The following is a 20090-nucleotide window of genomic DNA, read 5'->3' as shown; positions in this document are numbered from 1 at the left end:
CCTCTACTCTACTGCCTTCTTTTTCAGGAAACTAGAGACCGCATCTACCCCAATGGCTAAGGCTTCTTCCTTAGGACTCATCTGAGGGTGATGAAGGGCGTAGGGACTATCTATACCAAGCCAGAACATAACGCCATCAACTTTTGAAAGGAGATAACCAAAGTCTTCACCTGTCATAGCAGGCTCGATATCAATCAACTCAATTCCGTCTTTTTCTTCAAAGAAATCCATCAGTTCACGCGCCAAAGCTGGATTATTCTCAACAGGCAGATAACCACCTTGCTTGAGTTCCACTTCGACTTCCATATCAAAGGCTGCTGCAACTCCTTCTGCAACTGTTTTGACCCTCTTTTGCACCAAGAGACTCATATCCTGTGTCAAAGCCCGAATGGTTCCATGCAAAAAGGCTGTGTCTGTGATAACATTGTTGGTTGTTCCAGCCTGAAAAACACCAAAGGTCACCACTGCTCCCTCGATTGGGTTAACATTGCGGCTGACAACTGACTGCACCTGGGTCACAAAGTAACTAGCAGCCACCAAGGCGTCATTAGCTTCATGTGGAAAAGCTGCGTGGCCACCTTTGCCTTTGAAACGAATCTTCACCTCGCAAGTTCCTGCAAAGAGAGTGTGTGTATTGGTCGCAATCTGACCAACCTTCAAATCTGGTCGAACATGGAGGCCATAAAACTGATCTGGCAACCAGTCTCCAAAAGCGCCATCCTCATACATGAGCATGCCACCAGCTTCATTTTCTTCAGCAGGCTGAAACAGAAAGAGCAGATTGTTCTTTGGTTGCTCCTCAAGGGCTCGCTCAAGACAGCCCAAAGCAATAGTCATGTGGAAATCATGGCCACAAGCATGCATACGACCTTGATGTTGAGAAGTGAAAGGAAGTCCTGTTTGTTCGACGATAGGCAGGCCATCAATATCTGTTCGCCAACCAATAGTACGTTCTGGCTGACTTCCCTGCAAATAAACCAAAATACCTGTCCGCCAAGTCCGAACTTGGACAAACTCCTTACCTTCAATCAATTTCTCAATCACATCCAACAGATAAGCCTGAGTCTTGAACTCCTCCAAGCCAATCTCTGGAATCTGGTGTAAATCTCGTCTAGTCTGAATCAAATCTAACATCTATCTGTCCTCCTATATAGCAGAAAGAGGCTGGAAGAAGGGTTCCGCCTCTTTATTACTTTTACAATTATAAGGTACGAAGCGCATCCTCTAGCGCTGTTTTTTGTTGGGTTTGGGCATCAATCTCTTTGATGATACGAGCTGGAACACCTGCTACCACCACGTTTTCTGGGACATCTTGGGTAACAATAGCTCCTGCTGCGACAACTGAACCACTACCGATTTGAACTCCTTCGATGACCACTGCATTAGCGCCGATAAGAACATTATCTCCAACACGGACTGGTTCTGCGCTAGCTGGCTCAATCACACCTGCAAGAACGGCACCTGCACCAACGTGACTGTTTTTCCCAACGATAGCACGGCCACCAAGGATAGCCCCCATGTCAATCATGGTTCCTGCACCGATTTCAGCACCGATATTGATAACGGCTCCCATCATGATAACAGCATTGTCACCAATTTCAACCTGATCACGGATAATAGCACCTGGCTCGATACGAGCGTTGATAGCACGTTTATCTAGCAAAGGAACTGCTGAATTACGAGCATCTTGTTCAACAACATAGTCTTGATTTTCTACCAAACCTTCGAGAAGCGGAGCAACGTCCTTCCAGTCTCCAAATAGGACATTTCCTAGTTTGACAACAGAGCTTGGTACAGCAGTTGCGAGTTCTCCTTCAAAGGTTACTTTAACACTGGTTTTCTTTTCAGCATTGGCGATAAATTGGATAATTTCTTGAGCGTTCATTTTTGTGGCAGTCATAGGCGCCTCCTAGTTCATTTTAATGATACCTATTCTACCAAAAAAGACCTCAAATTTGAAGCCTTTTTGTTTGTTTTTAGGTATGATTTTTAGGGATGTGAGATAAAACGTGCTGTCGGTAAAAGCAAGCCCCTACCGATACAACCTAAAAACACTCTTCACAACTATCTCCCCGTGTTTTATTGACTATTCTAGTATAGCACACTTTTAGAATTAAGAAAAGACTTTTTATTTACTTTCTTTCGCTTCTTCTATCGATAGGAAAATCATAGGCAAAATAATCAAGGCCATAGCTAGAAGAAGGGACCAATCCACTACCAATCCTAAAAACAAAACACTCAAAAGGGCAGAAGAGAGAGGTTCACTGGCACTGATAACGGAAACCACCAAGGGAGAAACCAAAGACACAGCCTTCATGGAAATGAAAAAGGCAAAAGCTGTACCGAAGAAAGCGATAATGAGGCAAATCAAGATACTCCAAATATCAAGAGTAAAGGAAAGCTGATAAATCGGAGAGAGGACATTGCTAAATAAACCGGCCAAAATCATCCCCCACCCAACCGTGGGTACAAAACCATAGCGCTTCGCAAAAGGCTGAGGCAAGATAACATTAAACATGACCCCCATGGCACTCAGCAGACCTGTTATAAGAGCTAGCGGTGTCATGGATAACTGAGAGAGATCCCCCTTTGTCGCCATCAGGCAAACACCCAGCATGGCAATCAAAACATAGAAAATAGCGCTTTTTGACGCTCGTTTTTTATAAACCAAGCGATTGTAAAAGAGGATAAAGACAGGACTGATAAACTGTAAAATAGTCGCTGTAGCAGCATTAGAAAATTCTACACAGAGATAGAAAAAATACTGGACTGAGAAAATTCCCAAAATAGCATAGGCCAAAAAGGGAAGGTAATTTTTCTTATCTCGCCAAATATCTAACACTTGCGATTTTAATTGCATTGCTGACCAAATGAGCACAAGACTCCCTGCCAGTGTCAAACGCATAGAGGTAATCCAGCCCGAAGACACCTGGTAATGAGTAAAGAAGTACTCTCCTAAAATCCCACAGATTCCCCATATCAAGCCGGATAGGAGCGAATAAATGGTTCCTTTAACAATCTTTTTCTGATACTGATTCATACCTTTATTGTAACACGAAAGGAAAAAAGAAAAAAGTGGCAATCAATTGATTAGCCACTTCATTTAGCACAATTTATAGAACTTATCGTCTCGTCCTTGAAGAAGAAGGTCTAGTAGCGCTTGAATTGCTACTGTTGTTAGAACTACTACTTGAACTGCTGGAGCTTGATGGAGTTGGTAGACTCCCCATAATGCTAGACCAAGCATTCTGATAATCCGCATCACTTCCACCAATAGCAAAGCGATAACTGGTCGTTGGCGCTCCTGCCTTATTAGCCCAATAGCTGGTAACAGTCGAACCTGTGACCTCTACCTCTTTTCCTTCAACAGAAACCTTCCCTGGTTTTTGACCTGTTGATTTCAAGACTTCGGATTTTACGACACTAGGATCTAAAGCGAAGCGCTCGTTCCCCCAAATGCTTGGGGAGGCTTGCTGAATCGCATTTACCAGATGAGCCATGTAATTAGAATTATTAGAATAACCTGCTCTACGTGACAGTGAATGATTATCATCATGCCCAATCCAGCCACCCAGAGTTAATCTAGGTGTCGAAAGCATGAGCCACATATTTTCGTCTTGGTTGGTTGTACCAGTCTTCCCAATCCAATCTGCATTAGCCAGAGTAGGATTTAAAGAAGTCAGATTCGTCTTGAAGGTTGTTGTCACACGAGAGGATAGAACTTCTCGCAGCAATCCCTGCATAATCGTCGCAGTAGCTTTTGAATAGACTTGAACTGGTTTATCCTGATATTCATACACCACTCTACCATCTGCTGCTTCAATTTTAGAAATCACATGTTTTTTATGATATAAACCATTATTTGCTAAGGTTTGATAGCCATTGGTATGCTGGGCAACTGTAACTTCAATACCACCACCCATTGGCAAGCTCTCAATACCGTACTCAGGAATCTCGTAACCCATCTTTTCCATATAACCCTTGACATCAACACCCTTCTCACGAAGCATACGATAGGTCCAGTAAGCAGGGATATTCCATGAATAGTTCAGAGCTTCTCCCAAAGTCATCATTCCTGTCCCCTTGCTATTAGCATACATAATCGGGTTGCCATTAGCAAAGTTTGTTGGATAGTTAGATAGAATCGTTTCACTTCCCATCAAGCCCTGGTCAATAGCAATACCATAGGCCAGCAAAGGCTTGGTAGTAGAAGCTGGCGAACGTTTGGTATCAAAGGCATGATTATTTTGATTTTCTTGATAATTACGACCACCTACAAAGCCTAGAATAGCACCTGTTTGGTTGTCCATCAGGACATTCCCTACTTCTACACGACCTGTTCCATCGTCTAAAAGATAGCCATAGTCAGCAACTGCATTTTGCATGGCAGAATGAATTTTCTGGTCTATGGTAGTAGTAATCTTATAACCACCATTTTCAATTTCCTTGGCTGCCAAATCGCGATAAAACTTCTGAGTTGCCTCATTTTTCAACTCCTTAGCGGAGACATTGTCTCTCTGAGCAAGGTAGTCATACATACGTTCTTGAGCTTCTCCCAAGGCTGTAAAGTATAAATAGCCGCGTGACACACCTGTGACTGTAGCTGAAGGGAGAAAGTCCTGTTTAAGATTGTAATCCTTATATTGAGAATACTCGTCTTTGCTTAAGGCACCTGTACGATACATACTGTAAAGAACTGCCTTAGCCCGTCTCAAGCCTATTTCTAAGTCTTCATCACTCTTCAACTCCCCAGTATTTTCATAAGGAGAATAGGTAATGGGACTCTGTGGAAGTCCCGCTAAAAATGCTGCTTGAGGAACCGTCAACTGACTGGCATCTACACCGAAAATCCCCTCAGCTGCCTGCTGAGCTCCTGCAATATTCTGCCCCTTATTATTTCGACCAAACGGAGCCACATTGAGATAGGTCGTTAAAATCTCATCTTTATTCATGGCGCGTTCCAAGGCAAGAGCATCCACAATCTCTGTCGCCTTACGAGCCAAAGTCGGTGCATCCCCAACCACCTGCTGTTTAATCAGTTGCTGGGTCAAAGTTGAACCCCCACTAGAGGAACCCAAACCTACAAATTTCCCCAAGGTCGCACGAATCACCGCCTTGGGCACTACACCCTTATGTTCTTTAAAGTGTTCGTCTTCCGTCGCAATGATAGCCTTCTTCAGATTTTCCGAAATTTGCTCAGATGAGATAGAAGTGCGCAACAAATCACTCTCTATGGAAGCAATCACCGTCCCATCCGCATAGGTAATCTCTGAAATAGAAGAGATGTCCTTGACCTGATGTACCAATTCTTCTGTCTGAGGCACCCGCACCTTGTCAAACAAGGCCACCCCGTACCCCAAAGCAATCCCAGCTCCCAACATTCCCCCTAGAAAACCGAGAATAAAGAGTAGATTAAAAATAGCCTTTATACTCAGTAAAATAGCTGGAAAAATGGCTGGCTTCTCTAAGGATTTAGATTTTTGGGCACTTGAGCCTTTCTTGCCAGATCTAGCTGATTTTTTATTTTTTTGTTTTTGCTGGAAAAATTCCAGCATTTTTCGTTTTAATTCATTTAATTGATTTTGCATGGATTTCCTCACTCTATCTATTATACCATAAAAAGGTAAACTTTCAATAAAATAGCCACTTTCTTCCCTATTCTACTAGGCTATTGCCCAAGTTTGTGATACAATAGTTAGAAACAATATTTTTAAAAAGGAGAAAAGACACATGCACATTTTTGATGAGCTAAAAGAGCGTGGTTTGATTTTTCAAACGACTGATGAAGAAGCTTTGCGTAAAGCCCTAGAAGAAGGTCAAGTTTCTTATTATACTGGCTACGATCCAACTGCTGACAGCCTTCACCTAGGCCACCTTGTCGCAATCTTGACAAGTCGTCGCTTGCAACTAGCAGGTCACAAACCTTATGCGCTCGTTGGCGGTGCTACAGGTCTCATCGGAGATCCGTCCTTCAAAGATGCTGAACGTAGTCTCCAAACAAAAGACACAGTAGATGGCTGGGTCAAGTCTATCCAAGGACAACTTTCTCGTTTTCTTGACTTTGAAAATGGCGAAAATAAAGCTGTCATGGTCAACAACTACGACTGGTTTGGCAGCATCAGCTTCATTGATTTCCTCCGTGATATCGGAAAATACTTTACTGTCAACTACATGATGAGCAAGGAGTCTGTGAAAAAACGGATCGAAACAGGAATTTCTTACACTGAGTTTGCTTACCAAATCATGCAAGGTTACGACTTCTTCGTCCTGAACCAAGACCACAATGTGACGCTACAAATCGGTGGTTCTGACCAGTGGGGAAATATGACAGCTGGTACTGAATTGCTTCGTCGTAAGGCTGATAAAACTGGTCACGTTATCACTGTTCCACTGATCACAGATGCAACTGGTAAGAAATTTGGTAAATCAGAAGGAAACGCAGTCTGGCTCAATCCTGAAAAGACTTCTCCATACGAAATGTACCAATTTTGGATGAACGTTATGGACGCTGACGCTGTTCGCTTCTTGAAAATCTTTACTTTCTTGTCACTTGATGAGATTGAAGACATCCGTAAACAATTTGAAGCAGCGCCACACGAACGCTTAGCTCAAAAAATCCTCGCTCGTGAAGTCGTCACACTTGTTCACGGAGAAGAAGCCTACAAAGAAGCCCTCAACATCACTGAGCAACTCTTTGCAGGGAACATCAAAAACCTTTCTGTCAAAGAGCTCAAACAAGGACTTCGTGGAGTACCAAACTACCAAGTACAAGCAGACGAAAACCACAATATCGTGGAACTGCTCGTCTCATCTGGTGTGGTTAACTCAAAACGCCAAGCCCGTGAAGACATCCAAAACGGAGCTATCTACGTCAACGGCGACCGTATCCAAGACCTTGACTATGTCTTGAGTGACGCAGATAAGTTAGAGAACGAACTGACTGTTATCCGTCGTGGTAAGAAAAAATACTTTGTATTGACTTACTAAATTATTCAATATTTACCTATAAACAAAGGAGTTAACCTCGAGAAAGGTAACTCCTTTTTGCTGTGAATAGTCCCCCACCTATCCCTTAATAGACAGGCTACGCAGTACAATACGTAAGGTTGTTAGATTATGTAAGATAGAGAGATTTGAAGGACTGAGCCAATTAAACAAGCCAAAGCCAATCAAACTACTATTTACGACAACGGTATCTTGAATATTCTTCTTGATGAGTGTTTGCAAAGATGATGATAGCGAATCCAACTCTTGGAAGAAATCCAAGCGATTATCTAACAATAAGATATCACTCATCTGCTTAGAAATATCTGCACTCTCATTCATCACCACACCGATATCTGATAGGGTTAGAGCAGCTGAGTCATTCAATCCATCCCCAACCATCAAAATAGTGTGACCTGCTTTCTGTAGTTCCTCTACTAACTCAAATTTCCCATCAGGTTTCAAGTCTGTATAGACCTGATCAAAGGGCAAATCTTTGACTAATTCCTCTGTTCTAACCAAGGTGTCCCCTGTTGCCAGAATCAATTTTTTCCCTTGTGCCTTAAGTTTCTCCAAGGCTGCTTTTGCTTCTTTTCTCAAAGGAGTATGAATGCAGAACATTCCAATTAATTCATTCTGGTAGGCTAAGAATAAGAGATTGTAGTGACTCTTGTACTCTTCAATTAAAGCATTTTGTTCTGAACTGATATGAATTTGCTCATCCTGCATCAAAACATAATTCCCAATAAAAACTGGTTGCCCATCTATATGAGATTTGATCCCCTTGCTTGCGATATATTGGAGCTTCCCATGCATTTCCTCATGTTCAATTCCCTCTATCTCAGCTTGCTTGACGATGGCATTAGCGATAGGATGATAGATGTGTTCCTCAAGACAGGCACTGATTCTGAGAATATCTTCCTCACTATAGTCTCCAAAAGGTAACACCTTTTCAACTATCGGATAGCTAGTTGTGATTGTTCCCGTCTTATCAAACAAGAAAGTATCAATTTCCAGATATTTCTCTAGAACATCTCCATCCTTAATCACCATTTCACGGTTCAACCCCTCCTTGATAGCTGTCAAATAAGCTACAGGAGTAGAGATTTTCAAAGCGCAGGAGAAATCGACTAATAGGAAAGAAATAGCCTTAGAAAAAGAACCTGTTAATAGGTAAGTCAGACCAGCCCCCAAGAAATTATATTTGACGACCTTGTCCGCCATCTTGATGAAATAGCGTTGTTTCGTTTTCTTGTTTTCTTCAGATTTCTTCATCAACTCAATCAGTTGTAAAACCCGGCTGTTCATCTGATTATCGGTTACACGAATGCGTAACTCTCCAGTTTCTAATACTGTATTTGCACAAACCAAATCAGACTCTCTTTTTTCAACCGGAAAACTCTCTCCCGTCAAGGAACTTTCGTTGACCATACCTAAACCTGAAACTACTTGTCCATCAAACAGAATTTCATTTCCTTGAGATAGGACCAAGACATCTCCTATTTGAACATCGGAACTCTTGATACTAACGACCGTATCGCCCTGTACTAGGAATACATCGTTCTCTTTTGCAAGAAGACTCTGTTCTAAATCTGTTGCCGTTTTTTTCAAGGACCACTGATCTAAATGATTCCCCAAATCAAGCATAAACATGATATTGCTAGCTGTCTTGGATTGGTTCATAAACAAGGACAATAAAATCGCCGAACAGTCCAAGACTTCCATCGTTAGTTCCTTACGCGCTAGTGTTTGATAGGCTTCTCTAATATAGCCAAAAGCCTGATAACAAGTCCATATATAGCGAATAGGATACGGCACAAAACTACGAAAAAGCACACGCTTAATCGCTGCACCTGAAACAATAGAATAAGCACTCTCTTCTCTACGAATGGGAAGAGTCATCAACTCAGAAACTTTCCCTTTATCAATTTTTTTTAAAAAGGCTTCTGCATTATCTAATACAGAAAAGCCTTCTTTTATGCGTAGAGTAAAGTGCTGTTGATCCATGTAAAACTGGATGGACTCAATCCCCTTTTCATCTCTCGCCAAGGAACGAAGATAGTCTTGAATATCCAAGGTGAGTGAAAAAGAAGATGATAGTCGGATATGTTGGTATCCTCTATGTAGCACTTTAAAAGACATATTATTCTCCTATAAGGCTATCTAATTGCTCTTCTTTTTTCTCTTGCTCGTACAAATATTTGGCATCTTGCAAGACATCGTCTCCATGTTGTTTCACAACAGAAACAGATGCATCTAGCTCGTCTTTCAACTTGTAAGCCTTAGCCAAAGCTTTAGAATAACCTTTTTTAGCTTCCTTACTTGCTAAGATTTTCAAACCAAGGGTACCAAATGCGACACCACCCAAAAAGAGTGATGATTTTTTCGCAACTTTTGCAACGGTTAGTACTTCTTTTAACATACTTATTTCCTCCTTATCATTATTATATAGCAATTTAGATATAAAAGCAATTTCATTCCATAAATTGGAGAATTAGTTTTATTTCTACTGAATCTCCCATCTACTTATTCCTAAAGTTGCTTTCATTTGCCTCTTTTGATACACTTAAACTATGAATACAAACCTCAAACCCAAACTCCAACGCTTTGCTTCTGCGGCTGCCTTTGCCTGTCCTATCTGTCAAGAAAATCTGACTCTGGTAGAGAGCAGTCTCAAGTGCTGTAATCGCCATTCTTTTGACTTGGCTAAATTTGGCTATGTCAATCTGGCACCTCAAATCAAGCAATCTGCTAACTACGACAAGGAAAATTTTCAAAACCGCCAACAAATCCTAGAAGCTGGCTTTTACCAAGCTATCTTAGATGCTGTATCTGACTTGCTTGCAAGCTCAAAAACTACCACAACAATCTTGGATATTGGTTGTGGTGAAGGTTTCTATTCTCGTAAACTCCAAGAAATCCATCCTGACAAAACCTTCTATGCCTTTGACATCTCCAAAGATTCAGTCCAAATCGCTGCCAAGAGCGAACCCAACTGGGCAGTCAATTGGTTCGTTGGTGACTTGGCTCGTCTTCCTATAAAAGACGCCAGCATGGACATCCTGCTTGATATCTTTTCGCCTGCCAACTATGGAGAATTTCGTCGCGTTTTATCCAAAGACGGTATCTTGATAAAGGTTATCCCAACTGAAAATCATCTCAAAGAAATCCGTCAAAGGGTACAGAACCAGCTGACAAACAAGGATTATTCTAACCAAGATATCAAGGAGCATTTCCAGGAACACTTTACCATCCTATCTAACAAAACTGCCTCTCTGACTAAGACTATCACAGCAGAACAACTCCAAGCCCTACTCAGCATGACGCCCCTACTCTTTCACATCGACCAGACTAAGATTGACTGGAGCCAACTGACAGAGATTACCATTGAGGCAGAGATTCTGGTTGGGAAAGCATTCTAAACCAGACTTCCCAAAGGTACAAAACTTACCGAAAATCTTCAATATTACGAAAACGCATAAGAACAGGTACTCAAAAACCTTAATCTTATGCGTTTTGTTATGCAAAAATCACTGGAGTTTCTATACACATTAAGTGGAAATCTTTGAAACTAGTTCTTTTAATAACCATTGAATACCATATATTACATTTACCCCAAATATGATATAGGCCGTATAAATCAAGTATTTCGATTTCTTCTGCCTCAAAGAATAGATTTTGTACAAGATAAACAAATTTAAAATAATAAATAATAGAGACAAAATCTTCCCCCAAAAATCAATCTTAAAAGTACACAGTCAAGCATAGCTCTAAACTTTATTTTCGATTCGAGATAACAAACTTATCAATAAACAGTAAGTGATATAAGGCCAGTACCAAACCCCAAATGCTACCACGAAAAGAGATTTCTTGATGATTGAGAGGAAGCAAATCGTGGTTACCTATATAGAGGCAGGTCAAAATAACAAATAGTATCCAAAATAAATCCGTCCATTTATATTTTGAAAAATATTTTTTCCACATAAAAACACCTTCTTTCCTACAATCATATTATAATACTTTGTGTAAGCGAATACAAGGGATATGAGGTAATCAACTAAAGAAGAAGCATGAGACAGAAAAATAGTAAAAACCAGCATTTAAAGCCTTCACTGTATCTAGGATTTCCCTATTTTTAGACAAAATTGATCCAAATCCACAGCATTCAAAAAAAAAAGCGAATTTCAATCGAAACTCGCTTTTTTACAAAATGTATTAATATAAACTTGTATCTTAGTTCAAGTGCCAGATATCTTCGTTATACTGAGCGATTGTACGGTCAGATGAGAAGAATCCTGCTTTAGAAATGTTAACGATAACTTTGTCCAACCATGCGTCACGGTCTTCATAGTCAGCCAACATTTGCTCTTTGACTTTGATGTAGTCTTCCAAGTCAAGAAGAGTCATGAACCAGTCTTTGTTGATCAATTCATTGTAAAGACGTTCCAAACGCTCTTTGTTTCCAGCTGCAAGAACTGCATCGCTAACGATGAAGTCAACCAATGGTTTGATAGCTTTACGAGCGTAGAATTCGCTTGATTTGTAAGCTGCTTTTGCGTAAAGGTCGATAACAGTTTCTGAATCTTCACCAAAGATGTAGATATTTTCGTCTCCAACCAACTCAGCGATTTCCACGTTAGCGCCGTCCATAGTACCAAGAGTCAAAGCTCCGTTCAACATGAATTTCATGTTACCAGTACCTGAAGCTTCTTTAGAAGCAAGTGAAATTTGTTCTGAGATATCACATGCTGGGATAAGGAAGCTTGCTGCAGTAACGTTATAGTTTTCAACCATAACTACTTGCAAGTGTGGAGCTACTGCTGGATCGTTAGCAATAACTTCTGACATGCAAAGGATTAAGTGGATGATGTCTTGAGCGATTGTATAGGCTGGAGCTGCCTTACCACCAAAGAAGATTGTGATTGGACGAGCAGGGATGTTACCAGCTTTGATGTCAAGGTATTTGTGGATCACGTACAAGGCGTTCATTTGTTGGCGTTTGTACTCGTGAAGACGTTTGATTTGGATATCAAAGATAGAGTTTGGATTGATTTCTACACCTTGGTGTTCTTTCAAGTGACGAGCCAATTTACGTTTGTTGTGAGCCTTGATGCTTTCCAATTTTTCTTTGACAGCTGCTTTGTCTTCATAAGACAAGAGTTTTTCAAGCTCATCTGCTTCATGGTGCCAACCTTCTCCAAGAATCTCATCCAAGTAGTGAGACAATCGTGGGTTAGCATGCATGAGCCAACGACGGAAAGTAATACCGTTTGTTTTGTTGTTGAATTTTTCTGGGTAAAGGTCGTAGAAGGCTTTCAACTCAGAGTTCTTCAAGATTTCAGTGTGGAGTGCCGCTACCCCGTTAACACTGTATCCGTAGTGGATATCCATGTGAGCCATGTGAACACGTCCGCTCTCATCGATAATTTGAACAGCTGGATCTTTGTATTCTGCTTTCACGCGACGGTCCAATTCTTCGATGATTGGTACCAAGTGAGGAACCACTTCTTGCAAGAATTCAAGAGGCCATTTTTCAAGGGCTTCAGCAAGGATTGTGTGGTTAGTGTAGGCAGTCATGCTACGAACGATTGAGATTGCTTCGTCAAGCTCGATACCACGTGCAGTCAAAAGACGGATCAATTCAGGGATAACCATTGATGGGTGAGTATCGTTGATTTGTACAACTGCGTAATCAGCAAGGTCATGCAAGTTGCTTCCTTTTTCGATTGCTTCGTCGATGATCAATTGCGCACCGTTTGAAACCATGAAGTATTGTTGGAAGATACGGAGCAATTCACCTTGACGGTCACTATCATCTGGGTAAAGGAAGAGAGTCAAGTTGCGAGCGATATCTGTCTTGTCAAAGTTGATACCATCTTTAATAATAGAAGAATCAACTGAATCCAAGTCAAACAAACGCAAGCGGTTTTTAGTTGCTGTTTCATAACCAGTAACATCAATATCGTAAAGAGTTGATGTCAAAGTAAAATCTGCAAATGGTACTTGGTAGCTACGGCTTGAGCGAACCAACCAGTTTTGCTCTGTCAACCATGCATTTGGAATTGTTTCTTGTTGGTTGTTTTTAAGAACTTGTTGGAAAAGACCAAAGTGGTAGTTAAGACCAACACCGTCACCATTCAAACCAAGAGTCGCAATTGAGTCGATAAAGCAGGCAGCCAAACGTCCCAAACCACCATTACCAAGAGATGGTTCCAATTCAACTTCTTCGACTTCGATCAAGTCTTTACCTGCAGCTGCAAGTTCTTTTTTGACATCGTCGTAAAGACCAAGGTTGATCAAGTTGTTTGACAAGAGTTTACCAATCAAGAACTCAGCTGAGATGTAGTAAACTTTTTTCTTACCAGTGTTAACTGGTTTTTGGCTGCTTGCAAGCTTGCTGTAGTTAAGAAGAGCAAGGTAAAGCTCTTCATTGCTACATTCTGCAATGGTTTTATTGTAACGATTTTGTACAAATTCTTGTAGTGATAACATGTTTAAGGTGTCTCCTGATATTGTATTATTTCTTTAATTCTACCAAATTTTCATTGATTCGGCGATAGATTGTTGTCAAGTCAAGCAAACCTTCCTCGACAGCTGGTGTCAATTGATCTTCAGTCATACGCCAAGACCAGTTTCCACCAAGGGTAGATGGGAAGTTCATACGAGCTGTCTCATCCAATTCAAGCAAATCTTGCATAGTTGCAATTGCCATGAAGCTAACTGATGAAAAGACTGTACGAAGCATAGCGTGTGGCACTGTTTCGTATTCTTTACGGTTCGTGTAGCGAGCCATGTACTCACGAGTCGCATCATCGATCTCGTTACGGTACCAACCAAGGACCGTGTTGTTATCGTGTGTTCCTGTGTACATAACTGAGTTAGCAGGTGCCAAGTGTGGGCTATCGATACTTTCGTCTTCTGGGTTGAAGGCAAATTGAAGAATCTTCATTCCTGGGAATCCAGTACGTTCACGCAACTCAATAACTTCATCTGTCATGAAGCCAAGGTCTTCAGCGATGATGTTTAGCTCACCAAGTTCTTCCTTAACGGCTGCAAAAAGCTTGTAGCCAGGACCTTTGACCCACTCACCAGGTGCTGCCGTATCGGAACCAGCAGGGATTTCCCAGTAAGATTCGAAACCACGGAAGTGGTCGATACGAACGATGTCGTAGATTTTGAAGCTTTCACGCAAGCGTTCAATCCACCATTTGTAACCATCTTTGTCCATTGCTTCCCAGTCATAGATTGGGTTACCCCAAAGCTGACCAGTTGCAGAAAACTCATCTGGTGGGCATCCTGCGATGCAAGTTGCCTTACCGTTGACATCTGTCTTGAAGAGATGTGGATTTGCCCACATATCGCTTGAATCTTCCGCTACGTAGATTGGCATGTCTCCAACGATTTCGATGTGGTTGTCGTTAGCGTAAGCTTTCAATTTCAACCATTGTTGGAAGAAGAAGTATTGAGTCACACGGTGGTAAACCAACTTGTCTGCCAATTTCTCACGATAGCTTTCAAGTGCTGAAGCTTTACGAACGCGAGCATCAGCATCTGGCCATTCAGTCCAAGCAAGATTGTCAAAATGCTCTTTGATAGCCATATACTCAGCAAAGAGCTCAAGCCATGATTGGTTGTCTTGAGCAAATTTCTCAAAATCTTTAACATCTCCGACTTCAAAGAAACGTTTCACCGCTTTTTCTAAAAGAGGACGACGTGCATAGTAAATCTTAGCATAGTCAACTTCAGACGCATCGCTACCAAAGTCAACTCCTTCAAGGTCACTTGCTTCCAACAAACCTTGCTCCACCAAGATATCCAAATCGATAAAGTGAGTGTTTCCCGCGAAGGCTGAGAAAGATTGGTAAGGAGAATCCCCGTAACTAGTTGTTCCTAGCGGAAGGATTTGCCAGTAACGTTGTTTTGTACGGACCAAGAAATCAACGAAGTCGTAAGCACTTTGACCAAATGATCCGATTCCGTAGGCTCCTGGAAGAGAAGAGATGTGCATCAACACACCACTTTGACGTTTTTTCATAAACAACACCTCGTGTATTTGTAGTTTAAATTTTCATTTTTGGGCGCAAACGTTTGCGTTAAGATAATTATAGCGTATTTCCCCGACAATTGCAAGCGTTTTTAAAAAACTTTTTGATTATTTTTTTAAAAAAAGTTGTCCTTCTTTATGTATACATATACATTTTCCTTTTCTATTTACAAAATCTTCTTCAACTACAAATAGAAGGCCCAACTTAGCTTACTTTTGGTCTAGAGCAATTTATTTTTTGCTCAAAATTTAGGCAATCGTTTCCCTAAATAATTTCAGTAAAATCATGAAAATATATTTTCCGACTTTTCTTCTATTATAAACAAATAAAACGCTTACCATTCTCGTGAAATTTTTTTAAAATTTTTACAAAAAACACTTGCAACCGTTTTCTATTTGTGCTATACTAGTCCCATAAAGGAAAACGTTTGCGTTTCCTCATTATAAAATTTGTTATTCTTTAGGAGGAATACACTATGTCATCTAAATTCATGAAGAGCGCTGCTGTGCTTGGAACTGCTACACTTGCTAGCTTGCTTTTGGTAGCTTGCGGAAGCAAAACTGCTGATAAACCTGCTGATTCTGGTTCATCTGAAGCGAAAGAAATCACTCTTTACGTTGAGGACCAATACAAAGCTTATGCTGAAACAGTAGCTAAAGCTTATAAAGAACAATCAGGAACAACAGTTAACATCAAATCTGGTGACCAAATGGGTGGGCTTGACAAACTTTCTCTTGACAACCAATCAGGTCAAGCTCCTGACGTTATGATGGCTCCATACGACCGTGTAGGTAGCCTTGGTACTGACGGACAACTTTCAGAAGTGAAATTGAGCGACGGTGCTAAAACAGATGATAAAACTAAATCTCTTGTAACAGCTGCTGACGGTAAAGTTTACGGTGCTCCTGCCGTTATCGAGTCACTTGTTATGTACTACAACAAAGACTTGGTAAAAGAAGCTCCAAAAACATTTGCTGACTTGGAAAACCTTGCTAAAGATAGCAAATACGCATTCGCTGGAGAAGATGGAAAAACTTCTGCTTTCCTAGCTGACTGGACAAACTTCTACTTTGCATACGGACTTCTTGCTGGTAACGGCGGTTACGTATTCGGACAAAACGGTAAAGACGCTAAAGACATCGGTCTTGCAAACGACGGCGCTATCAAAGGTGTAGAATACGCTAAAACTTGGTATGAAAAATGGCCTAAAGGTATGCAAGATACTGAAGGAGCTGGAAACCTAATCCAAACTCAATTCCAAGAAGGTAAAACAGCTGCTATCATCGATGGACCTTGGAAAGCTCAAGCCTTCAAAGACGCTAAAGTAAACTACGGTGTTGCAACTATCCCAACTCTTCCAAACGGAAAAGACTACGCAGCATTTGGTGGTGGTAAAGCTTGGATCATCCCATCAAGCACTAAGAACCTTGAAGCTGCTCAAAAATTTGTAGACTTCCTTGTTTCAACTGAACAACAAAAAGCCTTCTACGATAAAACTAATGAAATCCCAGCTAACACTGAAGCTCGTTCATACGCTGAAGGTAAAAATGATGAGTTGACAACAGCTGTTATCAAACAGTTCAAGAACGCTCAACCAATGCCAAACATCTCTCAAATGTCAGCTGTTTGGGACCCAGCTAAAACAATGTTGTTTGAAGCTGTAAGTGGTAAGAAAGATGCTAAAACAGCTGCTAACGATGCTGTAACATTGATCAAAGAAACAATCAAACAAAAATTTGGTGAATAAGAAATTTGTTCAAGGGGGGTGGAAATCAAATCCCCCTTTGAATTTATCAACAAAAACACAAATAGTTTAGGTTTTATCTAGAAACCAGTATCCTATGAAAGGAGTTATTATGGAAAAGCAACAACCTAGTAAAGCAGCTCTGCTGTCTATCATTCCTGGGTTAGGACAGATTTACAATAAACAAAAAGCCAAAGGTTTTATCTTCCTTGGTGTAACCATCGTATTTGTCCTTTATTTCCTAGCACTTGCAGCCCCTGAATTGAGCAATCTCATCACTCTTGGTGACAAGCCAGGTCGTGATAATTCCCTCTTTATGCTGATTCGTGGTGCCTTCCATTTAATCTTTGTAGTCGTTTATGTACTCTTTTATTTCTCAAATATTAAAGATGCACATACAACTGCTAAACACATTAACAATGGTATTCCAGTAGCACTTACCTTTAAAGAAATGATCAAAGGAATCTATGAAAATGGCTTCCCTTACCTCTTGATCATTCCATCTTACATTGCTATGACCTTTGCAATCATCTTCCCAGTTATCGTAACCTTGATGATCGCTTTTACCAACTACGACTTCCAACACTTGCCACCAAACAAATTGTTGGACTGGGTTGGTTTGACAAACTTTACAAACATTTGGAGCTTGAGTACCTTCCGTTCTGCCTTTGGTTCTGTTCTTTCTTGGACTATCATCTGGGCTTTATCTGCCTCAACTTTACAGATCGTGATTGGTATCTTTACAGCTATCATTGCTAACCAGCCATTTATCAAAGGAAAACGTATCTTTGGTGTTATTTTCCTTCTTCCTTGGGCTGTCCCAGCCTTCATCACTATCTTGACATTCTCAAACATGTTTAATGATAGTGTCGGTGCTATCAACACCCAAGTCTTGCCGATCTTTGCTAAATTCCTTCCTTTCCTTGATGGTGCTCTTATTCCTTGGAAAACAGACCCTACTTGGACAAAGGTTGCCTTGATTATGATGCAAGGTTGGCTTGGATTCCCATACATCTACGTTTTGACTTTAGGTATCTTACAATCTATTCCTAACGACCTTTACGAAGCAGCTTATATTGACGGTGCTAATGCTTGGCAAAAATTCCGCAACATCACTTTCCCAATGATCTTGGCTGTTGCAGCACCTACTTTGATTAGCCAATACACCTTCAACTTTAACAACTTCTCTATCATGTACCTCTTCAATGGTGGAGGACCTGGTAGTGTCGGAGGGGGAGCTGGTTCAACCGATATCTTGATCTCATGGATCTACCGTTTGACAACAGGTACATCTCCTCAATACTCAATGGCGGCAGCTGTTACCTTGATTATCTCTATCATTGTCATCTCAATCTCTATGATCGCATTCAAGAAACTACACGCATTTGATATGGAGGATGTCTAAGATGAATAACTCAATTAAACTCAAACGTAGACTGACTCAAACCCTTACTTACCTCTACTTAATTGGCCTATCAATCGTTATTATCTATCCACTTTTGATTACTATCATGTCAGCCTTTAAAGCAGGTAACGTCTCAGCCTTTAAACTAGATACTAATATCGACCTCAATTTTGATAACTTTAAAGGCCTCTTCACTGAAACCTTGTACGGTACTTGGTACCTCAATACTTTGATTATAGCCTTGATTACTATGGTTGTTCAAACAAGTATCATCGTACTTGCTGGTTATGCCTACAGCCGTTACAACTTCTTGGCTCGTAAACAAAGTTTGGTCTTCTTCTTGATTATCCAAATGGTGCCAACCATGGCCGCTTTGACAGCCTTCTTCGTTATGGCACTTATGTTGAACGCCCTTAACCACAGCTGGTTCCTCATCTTCCTCTACGTTGGTGGAGGTATCCCGATGAATGCTTGGCTCATGAAAGGCTACTTCGATACAGTGCCAATGTCTCTAGACGAATCTGCAAAACTAGACGGTGCAGGACACTTCCGTCGCTTCTGGCAAATTGTTCTTCCACTTGTTCGCCCAATGGTTGCCGTACAAGCTCTCTGGGCCTTCATGGGACCTTTCGGGGACTACATCCTCTCTAGTTTCTTGCTTCGTGAGAAAGAATACTTTACTGTTGCCGTAGGTCTCCAAACCTTCGTTAGCAATGTGAAAAACATGAAGATCGCCTACTTCTCAGCAGGTGCTATCCTCATCGCCCTTCCAATCTGTATTCTCTTCTTCTTCCTACAAAAGAACTTTGTTTCAGGACTTACAAGTGGTGGCGACAAGGGATAATTTATCCCCGCCACCCTTTTTTCATTTTATACTCTTCGAAAATCTCTTCAAACCACATCAGCTTTTATCTGCAACCTCAAAGCTGTTCTTTGAGTAGCCTACGGCTAGCTTCCTAGTTTGCTCTTTGATTTTCATTGAGTATTAGCGATTGTTACTGTAAGTAATATCCTTACAACAAGCAATTTTTCTCCTAGACTTGAAATAAAGCGCATTTCTCTATATAATAATACTCATATAGAAAACACCTTTTAGAAAGATACCTATGCTTCCATATCCATTTTCCTATTTTTCAAGTATTTGGGGATTTCGTAAGCCCCTGTCCAAACGTTTCGGGCTCAACTGGTTTCAACTTCTCTTTACCAGTATCTTCCTTATTAGCTTGTCTATGGTACCAATTGCCATTCAAAACAGCTCCCAGGAGACTTATCCGCTAGAAACCTTTATCGATAATGTCTATGAACCATTGACAAATGAGGTTGTTCAGGACCTCTCTGAACACGCTACAATTGTTGATGGCAAATTAACTTATACTGGAACAGCTAGTCAAGCCCCTTCTCTTTTAATCGGTCCAAGTCAAAGCAAGGAATTACCTAAGGACTTGCAACTGCATTTCGATACGAATGAGCTCGTCATCAGCAAGGAAAGCAAGGAACTGACTCGTATCTCTTACCGGGCGATTGAGACTGAGAGTTTCAAAAGCAAAGACAGCTTGACCCAAGCGATTTCTAAAGACTGGTACCAACAAAATCGTGTCTATATCAGTCTCTTCCTAGTTCTCGGTGCCAGCTTCCTCTTTGGTTTGAATTTCTTTATCGTCTCTCTAGGGGCTAGTCTTCTCCTTTATATCACTAAGAAATCACGCCTCTTTTCATTTAAAACCTTTAAAGAGTGCTACCATTTTATCTTGAACTGTTTAGGATTGCCGACTCTGATTACGCTTATTTTGGGATTGTTTGGCCAAAATATGTCAAACCTCATCACTATACAAAATATTCTTTTTGTCCTTTATCTGGTCACTATCTTTTATAAAACGCATTTTCGTGATCCAGATTACCATAAATAGGAGAT

General features: G+C 40.8%; 15 protein-coding genes. 6 read left to right on the top strand and 9 right to left on the bottom strand.

The genetic code is table 11. The annotated features are described in order from the left end of the window. Positions 1-3: 3 nt before the first annotated feature. The 4 genes from N8M09_RS06920 to pbp1b form a co-directional block, all read right to left on the bottom strand. The gene (locus tag N8M09_RS06920) at positions 4-1134 is read right to left on the bottom strand and encodes an N-acetyldiaminopimelate deacetylase (RefSeq protein ID WP_261064676.1); all 1131 of its coding nucleotides are present in this window, start codon (positions 1132-1134) and stop codon (positions 4-6) included. A 67-nt stretch (positions 1135-1201) separates the two neighbouring features. Then, the gene (gene dapD / locus N8M09_RS06915) at positions 1202-1900 is read right to left on the bottom strand and encodes a 2,3,4,5-tetrahydropyridine-2,6-dicarboxylate N-acetyltransferase (RefSeq protein ID WP_000127447.1); all 699 of its coding nucleotides are present in this window, start codon (positions 1898-1900) and stop codon (positions 1202-1204) included. Positions 1901-2128: 228 nt separating this feature from the next. Then, the gene (locus N8M09_RS06910) at positions 2129-3040 is read right to left on the bottom strand and encodes a DMT family transporter (RefSeq protein WP_261064675.1); all 912 of its coding nucleotides are present in this window, start codon (positions 3038-3040) and stop codon (positions 2129-2131) included. An 82-nt stretch (positions 3041-3122) separates the two neighbouring features. After that, a complete protein-coding gene (gene pbp1b / locus N8M09_RS06905; protein ID WP_261064674.1) occupies positions 3123-5588 on the bottom strand; it encodes a penicillin-binding protein PBP1B in 2466 nt (821 codons plus the stop codon). Positions 5589-5730: 142 nt separating this feature from the next. On the opposite strand from pbp1b, the gene tyrS reads away from it, so the two are divergent. Further along, positions 5731-6987 carry a tyrosine--tRNA ligase gene (gene tyrS / locus N8M09_RS06900; RefSeq protein ID WP_261064673.1) on the top strand — a complete coding sequence of 419 codons (1257 nt, stop codon included), beginning with the start codon at positions 5731-5733 and terminating at the stop codon, positions 6985-6987. 78 nt (positions 6988-7065) lie between these two features. Here tyrS and N8M09_RS06895 read toward each other — a convergent pair whose 3' ends face one another. Together N8M09_RS06895 and N8M09_RS06890 are read right to left on the bottom strand one after the other, a co-directional pair. After that, on the bottom strand, positions 7066-9126 hold the full coding sequence (locus tag N8M09_RS06895; protein ID WP_261064672.1) for a heavy metal translocating P-type ATPase: 2061 nt from the start codon (positions 9124-9126) through the stop codon (positions 7066-7068). 1 nt (position 9127) lies between these two features. Further along, positions 9128-9406: a DUF6110 family protein gene (locus tag N8M09_RS06890; protein WP_000910909.1), complete on the bottom strand. Its 279-nt coding sequence runs from the start codon at positions 9404-9406 to the stop codon at positions 9128-9130. Positions 9407-9557: 151 nt separating this feature from the next. Between N8M09_RS06890 and N8M09_RS06885 the strand changes: the two genes are divergently transcribed. Next, positions 9558-10406 carry a putative RNA methyltransferase gene (locus N8M09_RS06885; protein WP_261064671.1) on the top strand — a complete coding sequence of 283 codons (849 nt, stop codon included), beginning with the start codon at positions 9558-9560 and terminating at the stop codon, positions 10404-10406. 355 nt (positions 10407-10761) lie between these two features. Here N8M09_RS06885 and N8M09_RS11240 read toward each other — a convergent pair whose 3' ends face one another. The 3 genes from N8M09_RS11240 to malQ form a co-directional block, all read right to left on the bottom strand. After that, positions 10762-10968 carry a hypothetical protein gene (locus N8M09_RS11240; protein ID WP_314726059.1) on the bottom strand — a complete coding sequence of 69 codons (207 nt, stop codon included), beginning with the start codon at positions 10966-10968 and terminating at the stop codon, positions 10762-10764. A gap of 249 nt (positions 10969-11217) precedes the next feature. Next, the gene (gene glgP / locus N8M09_RS06880; protein ID WP_261064670.1) at positions 11218-13476 is read right to left on the bottom strand and encodes a glycogen/starch/alpha-glucan family phosphorylase; all 2259 of its coding nucleotides are present in this window, start codon (positions 13474-13476) and stop codon (positions 11218-11220) included. A gap of 25 nt (positions 13477-13501) precedes the next feature. After that, on the bottom strand, positions 13502-15019 hold the full coding sequence (malQ, locus tag N8M09_RS06875; RefSeq protein WP_261064669.1) for a 4-alpha-glucanotransferase: 1518 nt from the start codon (positions 15017-15019) through the stop codon (positions 13502-13504). A gap of 485 nt (positions 15020-15504) precedes the next feature. Here malQ and N8M09_RS06870 point away from each other — a divergent pair, with 485 nt between their 5' ends. The 4 genes from N8M09_RS06870 to N8M09_RS06855 all read left to right on the top strand — a co-directional run bounded on the left by N8M09_RS06870 (position 15505) and on the right by N8M09_RS06855 (position 20085). After that, entirely contained in the window at positions 15505-16776 is a 1272-nt protein-coding gene (locus N8M09_RS06870) for an extracellular solute-binding protein (RefSeq protein WP_000095466.1), read from the top strand. 109 nt (positions 16777-16885) lie between these two features. After that, positions 16886-18178 (top strand): sugar ABC transporter permease, encoded by a 1293-nt coding sequence (locus tag N8M09_RS06865; protein WP_061759676.1) that lies wholly within the window; start codon positions 16886-16888, stop codon positions 18176-18178. A gap of 1 nt (position 18179) precedes the next feature. Continuing rightward, entirely contained in the window at positions 18180-19022 is an 843-nt protein-coding gene (locus tag N8M09_RS06860; RefSeq protein WP_001065648.1) for a sugar ABC transporter permease, read from the top strand. Positions 19023-19284: 262 nt separating this feature from the next. Continuing rightward, positions 19285-20085 (top strand): DUF1189 domain-containing protein, encoded by an 801-nt coding sequence (locus tag N8M09_RS06855; RefSeq protein WP_261064668.1) that lies wholly within the window; start codon positions 19285-19287, stop codon positions 20083-20085. Positions 20086-20090 lie beyond the last annotated feature (5 nt).

It is taken from the genome of Streptococcus mitis (assembly GCF_946190375.1).
Taxonomy (GTDB): Bacteria; Bacillota; Bacilli; order Lactobacillales; family Streptococcaceae; genus Streptococcus; species Streptococcus mitis_CJ.
This window is presented reverse-complemented; position numbering and strand designations above follow the sequence as displayed.